The following is a 16,196-nucleotide window of genomic DNA, read 5'->3' as shown; positions in this document are numbered from 1 at the left end:
TACCCTTCGCTGTCCCGAACCCGCCTGTCCGGCAACTGCGCAACTACAGCCAAGGGCGGAGCAAGCGATGACTTTGCAACTCACTCTTCCTCGGCGAACGGGTCTCTGCCGAGGGCCCTCACCATGACCGCACGAAGATCAACTTTCGCATCGGTCGCGCCCGCTCGCTCTCGTTCTTCAGCGGCGGCCAACATCTCCCTGGCTACCGCGCGCGCCTGCGCAATGTCCCCAACGAACGGGGTAGACGAGCCGTCTGGGCGGTTAAGCACCATAGACACCAGCCCCGCCTCGCGGTTGGCTGACAACTGAAGGCTCCCGAGTCCGAGATCGTTCCTCGCGGTCGCCACTTTCATTACGAGCCGATTGGGCACGCCGATGACCGGCTTGAATCCGTAGTGTTGATAGAAGTCAACTGCCGATTCGATAGCGTCGACGACAATAAGGCGGCCGCCAAATCCGTCAGCAGCGCGTACGATTTTCTCCAGGGCATCCAGCAGGAGTTCACCACCAAGCTTCTGTCCATGCAGCGCCCTGTGCAGGGCTAGCTTGCACAGAAGGTAGCCAGGAACGTCACCCGACCCGCCAGCTTGCTTCTTGGTCAACTCGCCCCGGACGACCACGGTAGGGGTGATCGCGTAGTAGGCCATCACGGCGTTCGCATTAGAAGCTGTCCATACGTACGTCCTGGCAGTGCCGCTAGCCGCAGCACTGCGGGCGTGCCCAATGAGCCAGGTGTTGAGGGATTCGACGCCACAGTCGAATCCCTCAACTTCATGCTCTGACTCTAGAGGCCCGGACAGCCATTCGGTCATTTGCGGCGAAACCTCCGCGGCTTAGAGGCCAGTTCAGCAAGCTTGGTCGGCTGATCCGGCTTGTCCAAGGCGGCCATCATCTCATCGAACTGCTCCGCTGACATGATGGTGCGATCCGCCCGCGCTAGCACTCGGTCCGCTTCAGTACGAGCGGCCTTCAGGACGAACGACGAGACAGACTCGTCACATGTTCGGGCCGCGCGGGTGAGCAGGTCGCTCGTTTCAAGGTCGGTCCGCATCTCGATGCGCTCGGTCTTGGGTGCCATCTCTCATCACCTCTGACAACAGCGTACGGCAGTTGTACGGAAGTTTCCAGGCGGATGCCTCCGGTTGCCTCGTTGCGTCCGCCACTCGTGGTTCCCTGACAGGCCCATCGTCATCTCAGGTCAGCAGCCTCCAAGCTGCGCAGGCGCCCCTGCCTTCTTCGCCCCCTCTGACACTCCTTGCGCGGAGCGTACGGTCGCCTTGATATAGGTGTGGTTTGGCTGGAAGCGCGTCGCCTGGGGGATTGCCTGTCTTCGCCCCCTGCGCCCCACCCGGTGCGGTTAGGCGCGGCAGCGCAATGATCGTCACTCTAAGTGCGCCGGGGCTGGGCGCTGCTCTCTTGGCTGTGATCCCCCGGAGCGCCGCATGCACGCCACTGGTCTGCGCTGCTGGAGCGCAAAAGACGATCACGGCAGCTTCCCAGTCGTCGTCGACGCGGACGCTCGCCCACCAGCTTGTCTGGCCGGCGAGTCACACGTCGGCTCGCCGCTAACCTCATCGTCCAGGCCCACCGAACGATCGCCCTGCCCACACTCAGCTACCCCGGCAGCGCCGAAGGTCGGTCGGCGATGAATGGGCCGGAGGCCAACTTTCCCCCGCCCTGGAATTCCTGACGGAAGCATGAGTGATCAACTCGATCCGCCGAGGCATCGATCAGCCCGGCCCCAGCTCCGAAGATCCTGCCTTGGGTTACCGGCATGTAGCCCGGTCAGACTGAGGGCGGTGGCGATGACGACGGCGGCGAGGCGAACCTGCGATACCACCGGCGGTGACGCTGGCCGACACCGTAGATCGGGGGCAACCACCAGCAAAAGGATGAACAAGCCGACACGTTGGGCCGCCAGGAGAATGTGTGTTCTGGGGCCGTAGATTGGGCACGTGGTCACTGGCTCCCGAGCAGGTGTTGGCGCTCGCCCCGCAGAAGTAAAGGCGCCCGTGCGCTGCTCGCACCTACGTCTGGACCCCCGTGGGTACCCGATCATCGCGGTCATTCCGCAGGAACCGGGCGAGGAGGACTACGGGGCCTTGTCCGAGCAGCGCAAGCTTGTTCTTGCCGCCTACGACCTGTGCGCGGTGTGCGCCATGCCGTTTCGCGACGAGTTGCGCTGGCAAGTCACGTTCGACGACCAGTTGCAACACATGGGCGAGACCCCCACGTTCAACGAGGCGCCGGAACACGAGGTGTGCGCGCTCTACGCCGCGCAGGTGTGCCCGTTCGTCTCGTCGCCCCACGCCCGGCTGGGCGACGCACAGCGCAAGGGTCAGCGACGCGCCGAAACGCTCGTGCTGGCCGGCTTCGACAGCACCGCCGCCGTGTACGGCCACGACAGCGAACTTCAGGTTGGCAAGAGCATCCTGATGTTCGACATGGCCGGGCTGCGTCGCACGCACCGCCTCACCGGTGCCGACGACGCCCGCCAGGTGTACGAGGCCGCCCTCCTCGACGAGGTCCCTATCCAGCTCGACGACGCCGAGCAGCGCATCGTTGACCTCCTCTGCGCGCCAACGCCGGAGGAGGGCGAGGACCCAGGCGCGGTCATGGCCGGCGCCACATGGTTCATCGGCGCGGCGTTCTGCCCACGGATCCGCCAAGTGCAGGCGATGAATAAGTTCGCCGAGGCCAAGGACGACCTCTACTTCCAACTCGCGGCGAACTTCCTCTTCGAGCCCGACAAGATGGCCGAGTGGGAAGACGCGAGCGACCCCTCTACCGCAGCAGCTGTGTCGTGGTTCCGTACCCGCGAAAGCCTGCCCACCGTCCTGCAGCAGTGGCGAGTCGCTGGCGCACGCCGAGTCCGCGACAGCAGAGGCCGCCGCCCCCGCCTCTCGGACGCGGCCATTGTTTCTCAGCGCGACGAGGCTGCCATCCGTCGACGCCAGGAAGCCGAGTCAGCCCTACGGAAGGGGCGCCGCAAGAAGCGATAAGCTTGCACACGCAGGATCCACAACGCTCCAGCTGATCTTCAGCAAGCGATCACAGCAGGGCCGCACAGCGACCGGCACGCAATGGCAGGAAACGAGGAAGCGCAGGTCATCACGCTGGGGCCACAGGCGGAGCGTCGGGTTAGGAAACCGATGCTCTATCCCCTGAGCTACGAGGGCGCGAGGGCCCAGTCTAGCGACCTGCGGGTTGCCCCGGGGTGGCAGGGAGTGGCCCAAGTTCACCTGGGTTGTCCCGGCTGGCCAGGACGGCGGATGACCACCGCCGATCACACGCTCCGCGCCTGCGGGCCGATGAGTTCGCATCGCCGGTCATGGGCGTCGTCGTAGGTAATTTTGCCTGCGCCCTGCGCTTCGGAGGTGGCCAAGAGCGTGTGAGCCCTGCTGCACACAGCGGTCGTTGGCCGCACTCCGGCAACGGTCGCCGGGCGGCAAAACCGCGCGTCAGGTGTCGAGGCCTGCGAGGTTGAGGCGTTCGAGCAGGCTGGGCTTGCGGGCGTGCACCGCCCGTAGCTCGGCCAGCCGGTGTCGGAACGATGAGCTGTCTCCGTCGCGTTCGCCGAGGTCGCGCAGGTCGACGAGGAGTTGAACTGCGCTGTCGTACTCGCGGGGTTTCTTTGTGGCGATGAGTTCGTCGACCCGCTGCCAGGCGGCGGGTTGGTCGACTGCGAGGGTGTCGAGGTGCCGTTGCCGGGCGGCTACGGCGGAGCGTTCCCGGCGGACCCGGTCGCTTTCGCGCTGCTCGGCGTCCCGTCGTTCCCGTTCGGCGCGCAGGTCCGCGGCGATGGCGAGTAGTTGCCCGGCAGTACGGACGGCCGTCGGGGTGAACGCGTCGGTGGGATGCGCGACGCGGTAGCGGCGCAGCAGTCGGTTGCGCAGGTGGCTGTCGCCGCCGGTGATCAGGTCGGTCAGGATGGCGTCCTTGTGCCGGGCGTGTAGCTCGACGACCCACTTCCGTAGTTGTGCGGCGGTCGGTTCGCCGGAGGCGGCCGGCGCCGACCCGGCCGCTGCCGCCGCGATCAGGTCGGGGTCGATGCGTAGGAACTCGGCGACGGCGGTGAGGGGCGCGTCGAGGGTTCCCATGCCGGCGGGGACGGGTGGTTCGCGCTCGTCGTCGGCGATCTCCTCGGACTGTGCGCAGCGGAGCCAGGCCAGGTAGAGCAGGCGCAGGTCTCCGGCGGCGAGGCGGGCCCGGACCGGGATGATCGAGGTGAGCAGGCCGTGGCCGTCGAGGTCCCACGCGTCGGTGCCGTCCTCGTCCTCGTCGTGGAGGTCGATGATGACGTGCGTGCCGGTGGTCCACGCGGATGCGCTGTCGCCCTGGCAGTACTGGGCGACGGTGGCGGGGTCGAGCACGTGTTTCGGTAGCCGAAGCATGAGCTGGCGGGTGCCCCAGTTCGCCAGGTACAGGTGCGCGTCGAAGTACCGTTCCATCAGCGTACGCGGGTCGCCCTTGAAGTCGCCCCACTCGTAGGTGTTCACGAAGCTGGTGGCGGTGATGTCGGCCCGGGTGGACAGCGACCGCAGCTCGGCCCGCTCCCGGCCGCTGAGGGGCCGGTCGACGGCGGTGAATTCGTAGTACTGGTACTCACTCACGAGGGCCTACCTTCCGGCCCAGTGCCGGTAGGCGTCGATCCACGCGGCGCCGTCGGGCGCGGGGGAGGGTAGCGGCAGGTCGAGTAGGTCGATCCTCTGCCGGTGGCGACCTCGGGCGCAGACCGCGACGATGGCGTCCGCGGTCACGTCGACCTTGCGCACGGTGACCTCGACGCCGAGGACGGTGGTGGTGAACGGCACCGCCAGATGCTCCTCGATCATGGTGAACAGGCCGGCGAGCTGTTCGTCGTCGCCGTACGCGTCGATGGTGGCTTTCTCGATCATCGCCTCCAGCGGGGCGCTGCCCTTCGATGCCATCGACGGAGGATAGCGGACCGGCGTCAGGGTGTTCGGAGTCCGATGCGCGAGGATGGTCGGCATGGGTTCGGTGGCCGAGTTCGTCGATCTTCGGCGGGAGGTGGAGCGGTTACGGGCGGAGAACGCCCGACTGGCCCGTCTGCTGGAGCTGCGTGGCCAGGACACGACTGCGGCGCCGGAGCAGTTGTCCGCGCCGGTTGAGCCGCCAGGGCTGGTCACCATGGCTTCGCCCACACAGGACAAGCTGGCGTTGTTCGCCGACCGGTTCCGGGCCCGGGCCGACGTGTACGCCGTGCGGTGGGAGAACGCCCGTACCGGCGCTGGCGGGTGGATGCCTGCGGTCGCCGGTGGCTGGCGTAAGGGTATGGACCGGCGGGGTGCCGCCTACCTGCCCCGCACGACGGAGGTCGTCGCGGCGCATCTGGTCGGCGAGTTGTTCATGGGACTGTACCCGCTGATGCCCGGCAACACCTGCCACTTTGTCGTGGCCGACTTCGACGGGCCGACGGCGATGCTCGACGCCCTCGCGTACGTGAAGGCGGCACGGGCCAGCGCGGTGCCGGCCGCGTTGGAGATCTCCCAGTCAGGTCGAGGCGCCCACGTGTGGGTCTTCTTCACCGGCGCTGTTGCCGCGGCCACCGCGCGGGCCGTCGGCACCGTTCTGCTGCGTGAGGCGATGGTGCTGCGCGGGTCGATGGACCTGCGGTCGTACGACCGGTTGTTCCCCAACCAGGACGTGCTGCCCGAGGGTGGCTTCGGCAACCTCATCGCCGCACCGCTACAGGGCCGCCGCCGCAAGGACGGGCTGACCAATTTTCTCGACCTCGGCACGCTCGAACCGTACGCCGACCAGTGGGCGTTCTTGTCGACGCTGGACCGGCTCAGTCCCCGCGATGCCGAACACGTCGCCCGGCAGGCCAAGCAAGCCGTCACCGGTGCCGACGTCGCCACGATGAGCCGGTCCCCCGCGACCCAGGTCCATCCTCCGCTCCCTCCGGTGGTCCACGCGGAGGTAGGTGCCGGGCTGAGCATCGACGCCACCCAGCTCACCCCCGCCGCGTTGGCGACGTTCAAGCACGCTGCCGCCATGGCCAACCCGAAGTTCTACGAGCTGCAGCGGCTACGCAAGTCCACCTGGGACACCCCACGCTTCATCCAGGGCTACGACCTCACCCTCGACGATCGCCTGGTGCTCCCGCGGGGCCTGCGGCACACCATCGCCGCCATCGTCGAGCGCGCCGGATCGCGGCTGGTCGTCACGGACGCACGGAACTCCGGGACCGAGATCGACACCCCGTTCACCGCCGAACTCACCAGCAGGCAGGCCGACGCGGTCGGCGCGCTTCTCGCCCACGACGACGGGATCCTGGTCGCCCCACCCGGCTCCGGCAAGACCGTCATGGCCTGCGCCGTGATCGCCGAACGCAACACCTCCACCCTCGTCCTCGTCGACCGCAAAGCCCTCGCCGACCAGTGGCGCACCCGCATCCAACAGTTCCTCGACATCAAGCCCGGGCAACTCGGTGGCGGCCGACGCAAGCTCACCGGCACCGTGGACATCGCGCTGCTGCCCTCCCTCGCGCGGCGCGACGACGTCGCCACCCTGACCCAGGGGTACGGGCACGTCATCGTCGACGAATGCCACCACCTCGGCGCCGCAGCCTACGAGCACTCGGTGAAACGGATCGCCGCGCAGTTCTGGCTCGGCCTCACCGCCACCCCCACCCGACGCGACGGCCTCGGCCAACTCGTCACCTGGCAACTCGGACCCGTCCGCCACACCCTCACCGACGAGGAACAAGGCACCCTCGCAGCCGCGATGCACGCCGACGCCGGACCTCGTCGAGCGCTGTTCATCCACGAGACCACATTCCAGCCCGGCGACATCGACCTGGACGCGCCCGGCGCGCTCGCCGAGGTGCACCGGCGACTGGCCCTCGACGAGCCCCGCAACACCCAGATCGCCGCCGATGTCGCCGTTGCCCTGACCCGCGGTCGAAACTGTCTCGTGCTGACCCGACGGGTCGCCCAGGTCGGGGCACTCACAGCTCTGCTCGCCGCACGCGGACATCAGGCGCTCGTGCTCCAGGGCGCGATGAGCACACGCGAAAGGCGGACCATCGTTGACCGGCTCGACGGCGCCAAGGCCGGCGACGGCCTGCTCGTCATCGGCACCACACCGTTCATCGGCGAAGGCTTCGACGCCCCAGCTCTGGACACCCTCTTCCTCGCCGGCCCGATCTCGTACGACGGCCTACTCGTCCAATGCGCCGGCCGCGTCATCCGCGCCGCGCCCGGCAAGGACCTCGCCGAAGTCCACGACTACCACGACCCGGCCACTCCCATCCTCGTCGCCTCACTCCCACGCCGCATGCCCGGATACCGGGCACTCGGCTTCACCAGAACATGAGTGCATCCCATCGCGATCACCACGACTGGTCCCGCCCGGTATGGGGTGTGACCAGACGAGCAACCAACCTCAGCCAGCGCAGGACGTCACCCCAGCCGCCGGCGGACTACCGGCCCTACGGCGACCGGCGGCCCTACGTGGTGGCCGAAACCCTTGCCGAACTGCACGGCCCGACCGGAGGCACGGTGATGCTTCCGCGTCATCTCGACTGGTCCGGGCACGCCGAGTACGACCTTGACCGGCCCGCACGGCTGGCCAGCATGTACAAGGTGGTACTCACCGAAGCCAGCACCGTCGAGGACCTGAACAAAAGGCTCGACGCCGACCTCCTCCGACGGCTCTGGCCCACCCTCTGGCTGCCATCCCAGCTCCGCCAGCGCTGGGAGAGCAAATTTCCCGAAATCACCATCACCCGCAACAACGTGACATAGCGGTAGACCCGCGCAAGAACGCCCCAGAGATTCCGCAAATCGAACACCGAGGTCGCCGCGATTCGAACGCGGTTTCGCCGCAAATCGAATGCGAAGGTTCTCGCAGATCGAAACCGTGCTGGCTATCATGACGTCGTGCCGACACCGCATCTGATTCCCCGTCGGGCCGCCGCGCAGGTCGACGCCGCGTTGGCCGACACCCGCGTCGTGCTGATCAGCGGGGCACGCCAGGCAGGCAAGAGCACGCTGGTCCGCATCGTCGCCGGCGATCGTCTCGCCGAGCGCCGTGATCTCGACCGGGCGCAGGACCGGGCGGCGGCGATCGCCGACCCGGTCGGCTTCGTGGACTCCTCCGAGCTCCTGGTCGTCGACGAGATCCAGCGCGCCCCGGAGCTCCTACTGGCCATCAAGGCAGCCGTCGACGAGGACCCGCGCCCTGGCCGGTACCTGCTCACCGGCTCGTCCCGCCTCTTCGGCATGGTTGCCGCCCCGGACGCCCTGCCCGGCCGGATGGAAACCGTCGAACTCTGGCCGCTGTCTCAAGGCGAGCTCGACAAAGCGCCGGACGGATTCGTCGATGCCATCTTCGCGCTCGGCCCGGACCTGCGACACGAGTCGGACGTGACCCGCGCCGACTACGCAGCCAGAATCGTGCGCGGCGGCCTACCCGAGGCCACCACCCGCACCGACCAGCGCCGCCGCCAACGTTTCCTCGACGCCTACGTCCAAGCGCTCATCGACCGCGACGTCCGGCAACTGTCCGACATCCAGCACAAGGGCGAACTCCGCAAACTGGTACGCCTACTCGCGGCCAGATCCGCGACCATCATCGCCGCCAACTCCCTCGAATCCGCACTCGGACTGAGCCGGCCGACGATCGCCCGCTACCTCCAAGCCCTGGAGGAGATCTTCCTGATCAAGCGGATCCCCGGCTGGTCCCGCAACCTGGGCACCCGCGCCACCGCCGCACCGAAACTGATCTTCGTCGACTCGGGTATCGCCGCCAACGAGACCGCGACCGACGCCCGGGCGCTGCTCCGGCCAGGCGCACCATTCGGCCCATTACTCGAATCATTCGTCCTGTCCGAACTCTCCCGCCAGCTCACCTGGTCCGAGCAGCCCGTCGAACTGTCCCACTACCGCGACCAGAGCAGGTACGAAGTCGACGCGGTGCTCGAGAACAGAACCGGCCAGGTGGTCGGGATCGAAGTCAAAGCAGCCACCACCGTCGGACCCGACGACTTCCGCGGGCTACGCCGACTCGCCGACCGCCTCGGCGACGACTTCATCACCGGCATCGTCCTCTACACCGGCACCTCCACGCTGCCGTTCGGCGACAGACTCCGCGCCCTGCCAGTCAGTGCCTTATGGCAGATTCCCGCCCCGCCAGTAGACTGACCTCGCCCCCTTCGCAGATCGCTCCCAGTTGGTGAGGGCCCACCAATGACCGAACGACCTGGTCTGCTGATCTTCAGCAAGCGAGCACAGCAATCCGCCACTGCGGCCCGGCGGACAAAAGGGGAAGCGAGAAGGCCGCAGGCAAAAACGCCTGCATCGGCAGATAGAGCGTCGTCTTAGGAAACCGATGCTCTATCCCCTGAGCTACGAGGGCGCGAGTGGTCAGTGTAACGACCTGCGGGTCGACCCGCGTTGGCAGGGAGTGACCCACGTTGACCTGCGTTGACCCAGCCAGCCGCCCCGACCGACGACCACACGCCGACCACACCAGACAGGCGTAGCCACCATGATCGTTGACCCCGATTGACCCGAAGTAGCACGGATTGGCACGCGGTTACCTCCGCTGGAGAGTCTCCATCAGCGGTCAACCGGATCTACAGACGAACGAAGCAGCGGGTGACATCTCCTACCGTCAGCCAACGTTCTCGGCGAAACCTGTGCGGCCATGCCCACCGCTTCCTGGGCGGTAGCTTTCTACCGGCCTGCGGGCTCGTCGCGTTCACCGGTGCATGGGACTGGGCGGGAAGCGGTTGGCACATCGTTCGTCAGCCACATTCTCGGCGGACCACACCGAGCCATCACCGCTCCCCACCGGCCTACCTGCGCACCTACACGTGTGCTCGTCAGATGCCCGGTTGAGTTCGCGCGAACTGTTCGCAGATAACAACACTCCATCAAACCCCGGGCTTGACACATTCATTGTTGAATGACCCGATTCAGTCCGGGTTCGGGATGCCCACCTGACGGGTATGTTGGGCGACCTGCAAGGACCCCCAAATCAGCAGGAGAACAATTCCGACTCCGGCGGCTAAGCCCTTCTCTGCGAGATTGTAGATCAGGTTGTATTCCCAGGGAACGAGGCCAGGAGTACTGAAGGCAGCAACCAGGCTCATGGCAACCATCGAAGCGACCATAGTGGTCGTGACGGCATGGACGACAAGCATGGCGGAGAGTACGAGAAGCCAAGTGGAGAAGTATGAGTTCCGATCAACCGCCTGACTTAGGGTGAACGATGTCGCCCAAGGGACGATAGTTGCGGCACCAACTATGGCGAGCAACCAGAGGCACTGGGCCACGAGCAACACGCGCGAACGAACGGCCTCCAGTTCGGGGACGCGGCTCGCAGTGCTGTTCGCCAAGGCTGCCGCCGGCAGCAGCATGAAGACAACCGCGACGGTGTCCAGCGAAGAACTGCCCGGGGGGGCGAAGTACAGGCCTAGTGCGGACATGCTGAACCGAGACACCCCGCCGATGAGCGCCCAGACGGCGACGTATGCCAACACAGCCCGCAGCGTGACCCCGCGGGCTCCGGCAAAGGCACGCGTAAGCAAGAGGGGGGTTCGGAGTTCTATCGACGTTCTCACGCGGGTGGAAGCGCTCGGCACTTCGAGACCCTGTCCTGGTTCATCTTGATCCACATGGCTTGGTCCGTCGTTGAAAGGCTGGAGAAATGATCTAATGCCGCAGCCGTGACAGGGTCCCCCGCCGTCACGGAGCGGACGTCCAACTCTCCTGGGTAGTTGCTGCCATCGAGCGGCATGTTCTTGGTGGTTAGCCACCAGCCGTACAGTGTCACTGCCATACGTATCTGGTCCGTCATTCCGGTCTCGCCGCTCGCCGCGGCCTCCTGTTGACATGGCTTCAGGAACATGGCAGCACCAAAAGCCGCGTCGAGGGCAGCCGGATCGATCTGGTGCGCGGGAGAGGTGTTATGCTTAATGATCGGTACGAAGAGCACCTGGCTGGCCGGCGATTCAGCGCTCTGCTGCAGCTGGGATTGCCAATTTGGGTCCTCGTGGGGAACCACAGTGGTCGCGGCGAGGTCCATTCCCGGAATAGCGGCTGCACCTGTCCTGATCCTGCGGACGTACTCGTCGGCGACGTGCTCGTGGGCTCGATCGACACAGATGGTGGGCCTGCCGGAAAAACAAATTGCCCTATACTCAGCCGCATCTTCGAGACGGACGCCCGCAGTGAGTAGAACAGCAGATAGGCCGAAGCTTGCGACCAGTACGGCGATGAACGCGACACGGCCAGCAAGCATGGCACAGCAGAGCAATGAAACACCCACAGCTGCCCAGAACACCGCCCGGCCGAGCAGCAACTCCGCGGGCATGCGTAGATAAGTGCGATCTACTTGATCAGACAGCGATATATCGGAAAAAAGGATACTTCCACCATAAGCATCGCCGTAAACGAGAAGCATGTAGAGAACGTAAGGGACGACAGCCGCTGAGATTGGCGCGATCCGTGCCGGAATCACACGGCCGACAGCGCTGCCAAGGCCGATCGCCAGGAGCACGGAGGCAGCAGTGGTCGCCACCTCAAGCAGGTTGAGATGGCCGTGTGTTGCTTGTGGCCTGGTGGTTGACACCATATATGCGAGCACTACGGTGTACCCGCTCAGGCTGCCGAGTGCGACAGCAAGCAACGAGGCCCGGTAAACCCGAAAGCGGGATCGCGACGACGTTTGAATGAGGTCTTCATAGTGGTGTCGCCGGGCGGAGGCCACGAGCCAGGCAGCCGCTGCGGACACGATGCAGCAGCCCCACACCGTCGTCCAGTTCAGAGCTGCGCTGGTGCTGGCCCAGTGTCCGGCCCATCGCTCCGACTTGCCTGCCACAACGATGATGCCCTGTAGTGCGGTGAAGGCGGCAACTGCAGTTCCGAGGAGAAGGTCCGCCGAGTTCGACCTGCCAGGAGCAACACTCCTCATGATTCCTGACCGATCAGCGCCTGAAAACCAGCGCGCAATGCGCCGAGGCCGACCTCACCGTCGGCTTGTCGCACCAATTCTGCCGGAGTTCCCGTCCAGCGAACCGCACCTTGATCGATGACTACAAGGTGCTCCGCCAATGCATCGACGTCTTCAAGCAGATGCGTCGCCACCACTACGACCTTTTCCTGGCGGACGTGCCGTACGAGCTCATGGAAGTTGTCGCGTTGCTCCGGGTCTAACCCGGCGGTGGGTTCATCCAAGATCAGTAGTTCTGGGTCGGCCACCATCGCCGCCGCCAGGCCGGCCCGTCGCAACTGGCCACCAGAAAGGGACTTAAGCGGCTCGCGAGATCGCTCGGTGAGGTCAACCAACTCGAGCACTACGCGGCTGCGCTCCGCAACGCGGCTGGACGGCACCTCCTTGAGCCAGGCCGCATACGCGATGAACTCATCCACCCTCATCCGAGGTGGAAAACCGAACGTCTGGGGAAGCCAGCCAACCCGACGCAGCACCCGCCGGGTCGACCCAGAGCCCCACTGGAACGGCTCGCCATCCAGGCGTACCTCGCCCGAGTCAGGCCGATTTGCACCAGCTAGAACGCGCATGAGCGTGGTCTTGCCAGCACCGTTTCTTCCAAGGAAAAGGTTCGCGCCGTAAGCCAGATCGAGGGACACATCAGCGAGAACCACCTTCCTCCCATAGCTGAACTTAATGTTCTTCACTTCCAGCACATCAACCCCGGAGCTAACTAAATCACTATGGCGAAAATCTTGCCGAAGGACCCGGCGGTTCAATTCTGTCGACACACCAGCCAATGGCAACGTTATCATATATCTCAGATTGCTATCTGACCTCTGCGCGCCGGCCGCGAAGTTTAATGCCACAAAACACGGACATCGGCGGCGCGGAAACTCGGCAACTTACTGCAGCCCTAAGCTAAGCTCATCACCAAGCCTCGCGCCACCGATCTACTCGACGGTGCCCTCAAGCCTCAAATCAGGGCCTAATCGTGGCAGACCACGAGCCACAGACATCGGGAAGATTGTTTACGTCTTTACATACCCGAGCCTTGACGCCCTCGAAGCTGCACGGCCACCCGCCGGTGATGGCGGAGATCGTTCCACCCCTGCTCGAACGCCTCAAACAACGCGTTCGTCGCCGGCCACCAGCCTGCGGTGAGCAGGTGTCCCTGCCCTTGCCGCCAGTTGAGTCCGAAGGCGAAGACCAGCCAGATGGCGGCCAGGCCCAGCAGCATCGGCCGGATCAGCGACCGCGAGGGCCAGGCACGCACCGACAGCTCCGCGTACTGGGCGGTCCACCAGGTCACGCACACGGACAGGAACATCAGCAGCAGGCCCGCCGGCTGCGCGGGCAGCAACCACCCGCTGCCCGCCGTTCGCGGCGTCAGCAGTTCACCGACGACCAGGCCGATCCCCAGCCACAGCCCGGGTACCAGCCCGGAGGAGACGGGCTGAGCGATGGTCACGGCGTACGCAACGGCCCGCCGGATGAGGACACCGGCGACCGTCACGATCAGGCCGGCGACGATCGCCGCCGGAGCGCTGCGTCCGGTGCTGGTCTCGGCCACCCCGGGCAGCTCGGCGGCGGCCAACATCGCCGTCGCACCGGTCAGGAAAAACGGGAGCCCGGGCAGGCTGAACAGTTGACGCGGGTCGGTCGCCGACTCCGATCGCTGCTGCCAGGTCGGATGGGTGTGCAGCAGCCGGGCGGACCGCCGCCAGCTGTTCCCGGGTCAGCGGCGGCAGTTTCCGGACCGTCAACTGCCCTCGGATCCACAGATCACCCCACGTCAGCACGGCCGGCGTCGGCCGATGCGTCGCCCGACGATGTCGACGCAGGCCAGGATCCGGTGCCCCGTCGACTCGTCGTGGCAGCCGACATGGGCCTTCACCGCCGGGCCCCGCCGGTCAGGTCGTCCTCGCACCGGATACCCCACTGGGGTATATGGTGGCAGGGGACGGGGAGAGGGACGGGGGGTGATGGAGGCCGGTATGGACCGTCATGGGGAGCCGGGAGCGGCGGCAGGCGAGCGACCCGACTCCGAACCCGGCCGGCGGCGGGAGCACGCCAGGCACACCGACATCGACCACCGGCAGCACGGGGAACGCGCACCGCACAGCGAACACGCACCGCACGGGGGGCACGACAAGCATGCGGGGCACGATCCGGAGGTGTTCCGGCGCAAGTTCTGGCTGAGCCTGATCCTGACCGTACCCATCGTGGTCACCAGTCACATGGTGATGGCCTGGTTCGGCTACCGGCTGGACTTCCCGGGGATCGACCTGGTGGGGCCGGTACTCGGCACGGTGGTCTTCGGGTACGGCGGGTGGCCGTTCCTCCAGGGCGCGGTACGCGAGGTCGCCGACCGCGCTCCCGGCATGATGTTGCTGATCGCGATGGCGATCACGGTGGCCTACCTGGCGTCGCTGGCCACCGCGTTCGGCGCGTTCGACCTGGACTTCTGGTGGGAACTCGCCGCCCTGGTGACCATCATGCTGCTCGGCCACTGGCAGGAGATGAAGGCGATCGGCCAGGCCCGTGGGGCCCTGTCGGCGCTGGCGGCGCTGTTGCCCGACGACGCGGAACGGTTGGCTGCCGACGGCCGACCGGAGCGGGTCTCCGTGGCGGAGTTGGCCGTCGGTGACACGGTCCTGGTACGCCCGGGTGGGCGGGTGCCGGCGGACGGGCAGATCGTCGACGGCCAGGCCGAGTTGGACGAGTCGATGATCACGGGCGAGTCGAGGCCGGTGCCGCGTACGACCGGCGACCGGGTAGTGGCCGGCACGGTGGCCACCGATGCGGCGCTGCGGGTCCGGATCGACGCGGTCGGCGACGACACCGCGCTGGCCGGGATCCAGCGCCTGGTGGCACAGGCGCAGCGGTCCAGCGGTCGGGCGCAGGTGCTGGCCGACCGGTTCGCCGCCGGGCTGTTCTACATCGCCACCGCCACCGCCGTGGTCACGCTCGTGGTGTGGACGGTGCTCGGCAACCTCGGCGAGGCGGTGGTCCGGACCGTGACGGTGTTGGTCATCGCCTGCCCGCACGCCCTCGGTCTCGCCATCCCACTGGTGATCGCGCTGTCCACGGCGGTGGCCGCCAAGGGCGGCATCCTGGTCAAGGACCGGCTGGCGCTGGAGCGGATGCGCACCGTCGACACGGTGCTGTTCGACAAGACGGGGACACTGACCCGGGGCGAACACGTCGTGACCGACGTCGCCGCAGCCTCGCCTGACGGGGCCGGGTCGACGGCGCCCGACCTTGGCGGCGAGGGCACGGGCAGTGTGGGCGGCCCGACGGTGGCCGCCAGCGCGGTGCTGGCCGTCGCGGCGGCGGTGGAGGCCGACAGCGAGCATCCGCTGGCCCGGGCGATCGTGGCCGCCGCCGAACGGGGGGACCGGCGGACTGCGACGGGGTTCCAGTCGTTGACCGGCCGTGGCGTCCGGGCCGAGGTCGACGGGGTCAGCTACGCCGTGGGTGGTCCGGCGCTGCTGCGCCAGTTCGACGTCACCGTTCCCGACGATCTCGCGCGACGGCAGGACGACTGGACCCGTCGGGGCGCCGCAGTGCTGCACCTGCTGCGGTTGCACGGCGACCGGGGCGAGGTGGTCGGAGCGCTCGCGCTGGAGGACGAGGTACGGCCGGAGGCCCGGCAGGCCATCGCCGAACTGCGCCGGCAGGGCATCCGCAAGATCGTGATGATCACCGGTGACGCCCGTCCGGTCGCCGAGGCGGTCGCCGCGGACCTGGGCTTCCGGCCGGGTGAGGACGAGGTGTTCGCGGAGGTGCTGCCGGCGGACAAGGACGACACGGTGGCGCAGCTGCAACGCCGGGGACTACGAGTGGCGATGGTGGGCGACGGGGTCAACGACGCCCCGGCGTTGGCCCGCGCGAACGTCGGCATCGCCATCGGTGCCGGCACCGACGTGGCGATCGAATCTGCCGGGGTGGTGCTCGCCTCATCCGATCCGCGGGGCGTGACCGGGGTGATCCGGCTGTCCCGGGCGGCGTACCGGAAGATGCTGCAGAACCTGGCCTGGGCGGCGGGCTACAACGTGGTCGCGCTGCCGCTGGCGGCCGGGGTGCTGGCCTGGGCCGGGGTGACGCTGAGCCCGGCGGTCGGCGCAGTGCTGATGTCGGCCTCGACGATCGTGGTGGCGCTCAACGCGCAGCTGCTGCGCCGGGTCCGGCTGCGGCCGTGACACCCGCCGATCGCCGGGCAGCGAGCT

At 66.9% G+C, this 16,196-nt stretch carries 13 protein-coding genes; 5 read left to right on the top strand and 8 right to left on the bottom strand.

The genetic code is table 11. The features are described 5' to 3' along the window. Positions 1 to 80 precede the first annotated feature (80 nt). Together D2L64_RS17755 and D2L64_RS17750 are read right to left on the bottom strand one after the other, a co-directional pair. Positions 81 to 812: a GNAT family N-acetyltransferase gene (locus D2L64_RS17755; RefSeq protein ID WP_119577971.1), complete on the bottom strand. Its 732-nt coding sequence runs from the start codon at positions 810 to 812 to the stop codon at positions 81 to 83. Further along, on the bottom strand, positions 809 to 1,078 hold the full coding sequence (locus tag D2L64_RS17750; protein ID WP_119577969.1) for a type II toxin-antitoxin system TacA family antitoxin: 270 nt from the start codon (positions 1,076 to 1,078) through the stop codon (positions 809 to 811). Before D2L64_RS17750 ends, D2L64_RS17755 begins: the two co-directional genes overlap by 4 nt. A gap of 1,024 nt (positions 1,079 to 2,102) precedes the next feature. On the opposite strand from D2L64_RS17750, the gene D2L64_RS17745 reads away from it, so the two are divergent. Further along, the gene (locus D2L64_RS17745) at positions 2,103 to 3,002 is read left to right on the top strand and encodes a hypothetical protein (protein WP_147376256.1); all 900 of its coding nucleotides are present in this window, start codon (positions 2,103 to 2,105) and stop codon (positions 3,000 to 3,002) included. A 459-nt stretch (positions 3,003 to 3,461) separates the two neighbouring features. Here the strand turns inward: D2L64_RS17745 and D2L64_RS17740 are convergent, their stop codons facing one another. After that, positions 3,462 to 4,613 (bottom strand): hypothetical protein, encoded by a 1,152-nt coding sequence (locus D2L64_RS17740; protein WP_119577965.1) that lies wholly within the window; start codon positions 4,611 to 4,613, stop codon positions 3,462 to 3,464. Between the two features lie 6 nt (positions 4,614 to 4,619). Further along, a complete protein-coding gene (locus D2L64_RS17735; protein ID WP_119578023.1) occupies positions 4,620 to 4,931 on the bottom strand; it encodes a hypothetical protein in 312 nt (103 codons plus the stop codon). Positions 4,932 to 4,992: 61 nt separating this feature from the next. Between D2L64_RS17735 and D2L64_RS17730 the strand changes: the two genes are divergently transcribed. The 3 genes from D2L64_RS17730 (at position 4,993) to D2L64_RS17720 (ending at position 9,170) form a co-directional block, all read left to right on the top strand. Continuing rightward, positions 4,993 to 7,341 (top strand): DEAD/DEAH box helicase, encoded by a 2,349-nt coding sequence (locus D2L64_RS17730; RefSeq protein WP_119577963.1) that lies wholly within the window; start codon positions 4,993 to 4,995, stop codon positions 7,339 to 7,341. A 47-nt stretch (positions 7,342 to 7,388) separates the two neighbouring features. Beyond that, positions 7,389 to 7,772 (top strand): hypothetical protein, encoded by a 384-nt coding sequence (locus tag D2L64_RS17725; RefSeq protein ID WP_119577961.1) that lies wholly within the window; start codon positions 7,389 to 7,391, stop codon positions 7,770 to 7,772. A 135-nt stretch (positions 7,773 to 7,907) separates the two neighbouring features. After that, a complete protein-coding gene (locus D2L64_RS17720; RefSeq protein WP_119577959.1) occupies positions 7,908 to 9,170 on the top strand; it encodes an ATP-binding protein in 1,263 nt (420 codons plus the stop codon). 776 nt (positions 9,171 to 9,946) lie between these two features. Here the strand turns inward: D2L64_RS17720 and D2L64_RS17715 are convergent. The 4 genes from D2L64_RS17715 to D2L64_RS17700 form a co-directional block, all read right to left on the bottom strand. After that, the gene (locus D2L64_RS17715; RefSeq protein WP_147376255.1) at positions 9,947 to 10,513 is read right to left on the bottom strand and encodes a hypothetical protein; all 567 of its coding nucleotides are present in this window, start codon (positions 10,511 to 10,513) and stop codon (positions 9,947 to 9,949) included. Positions 10,514 to 10,590: 77 nt separating this feature from the next. Next, on the bottom strand, positions 10,591 to 11,853 hold the full coding sequence (locus tag D2L64_RS27095) for a hypothetical protein (RefSeq protein ID WP_233559005.1): 1,263 nt from the start codon (positions 11,851 to 11,853) through the stop codon (positions 10,591 to 10,593). An 89-nt stretch (positions 11,854 to 11,942) separates the two neighbouring features. Further along, on the bottom strand, positions 11,943 to 12,755 hold the full coding sequence (locus D2L64_RS17705; protein ID WP_233559007.1) for an ATP-binding cassette domain-containing protein: 813 nt from the start codon (positions 12,753 to 12,755) through the stop codon (positions 11,943 to 11,945). A 248-nt stretch (positions 12,756 to 13,003) separates the two neighbouring features. Further along, the gene (locus tag D2L64_RS17700) at positions 13,004 to 13,564 is read right to left on the bottom strand and encodes a hypothetical protein (protein ID WP_119577951.1); all 561 of its coding nucleotides are present in this window, start codon (positions 13,562 to 13,564) and stop codon (positions 13,004 to 13,006) included. A gap of 397 nt (positions 13,565 to 13,961) precedes the next feature. Here D2L64_RS17700 and D2L64_RS17695 point away from each other — a divergent pair, with 397 nt between their 5' ends. Next, positions 13,962 to 16,169: a heavy metal translocating P-type ATPase gene (locus tag D2L64_RS17695; RefSeq protein ID WP_119577949.1), complete on the top strand. Its 2,208-nt coding sequence runs from the start codon at positions 13,962 to 13,964 to the stop codon at positions 16,167 to 16,169. The last annotated feature ends 27 nt before the right edge of the window (positions 16,170 to 16,196 follow it).

Source organism: Micromonospora radicis (assembly GCF_003583405.1).
GTDB lineage: Bacteria > Actinomycetota > Actinomycetes > Mycobacteriales > Micromonosporaceae > Micromonospora > Micromonospora radicis.
The sequence above is the reverse complement of the archived record's forward strand: the minus strand, read 5'-3'. Positions and strand labels throughout refer to the sequence as shown.

What these genes read in the sequence shown, in the direction of transcription:
- D2L64_RS17755 (WP_119577971.1), bottom strand. Translation starts at nt 812, where the DNA reads ATGACCGAATGGCTGTCCGGGCCTCTAGAGTCAGAGCATGAAGTTGAG.
- D2L64_RS17750 (WP_119577969.1), bottom strand. Translation starts at nt 1,078, where the DNA reads ATGGCACCCAAGACCGAGCGCATCGAGATGCGGACCGACCTTGAAACG.
- D2L64_RS17735 (WP_119578023.1), bottom strand. Translation starts at nt 4,931, where the DNA reads ATGGCATCGAAGGGCAGCGCCCCGCTGGAGGCGATGATCGAGAAAGCC.
- D2L64_RS17730 (WP_119577963.1), top strand. Translation starts at nt 4,993, where the DNA reads ATGGGTTCGGTGGCCGAGTTCGTCGATCTTCGGCGGGAGGTGGAGCGG.
- D2L64_RS17700 (WP_119577951.1), bottom strand. Translation starts at nt 13,564, where the DNA reads ATGTTGGCCGCCGCCGAGCTGCCCGGGGTGGCCGAGACCAGCACCGGA.
- D2L64_RS17695 (WP_119577949.1), top strand. Translation starts at nt 13,962, where the DNA reads ATGGACCGTCATGGGGAGCCGGGAGCGGCGGCAGGCGAGCGACCCGAC.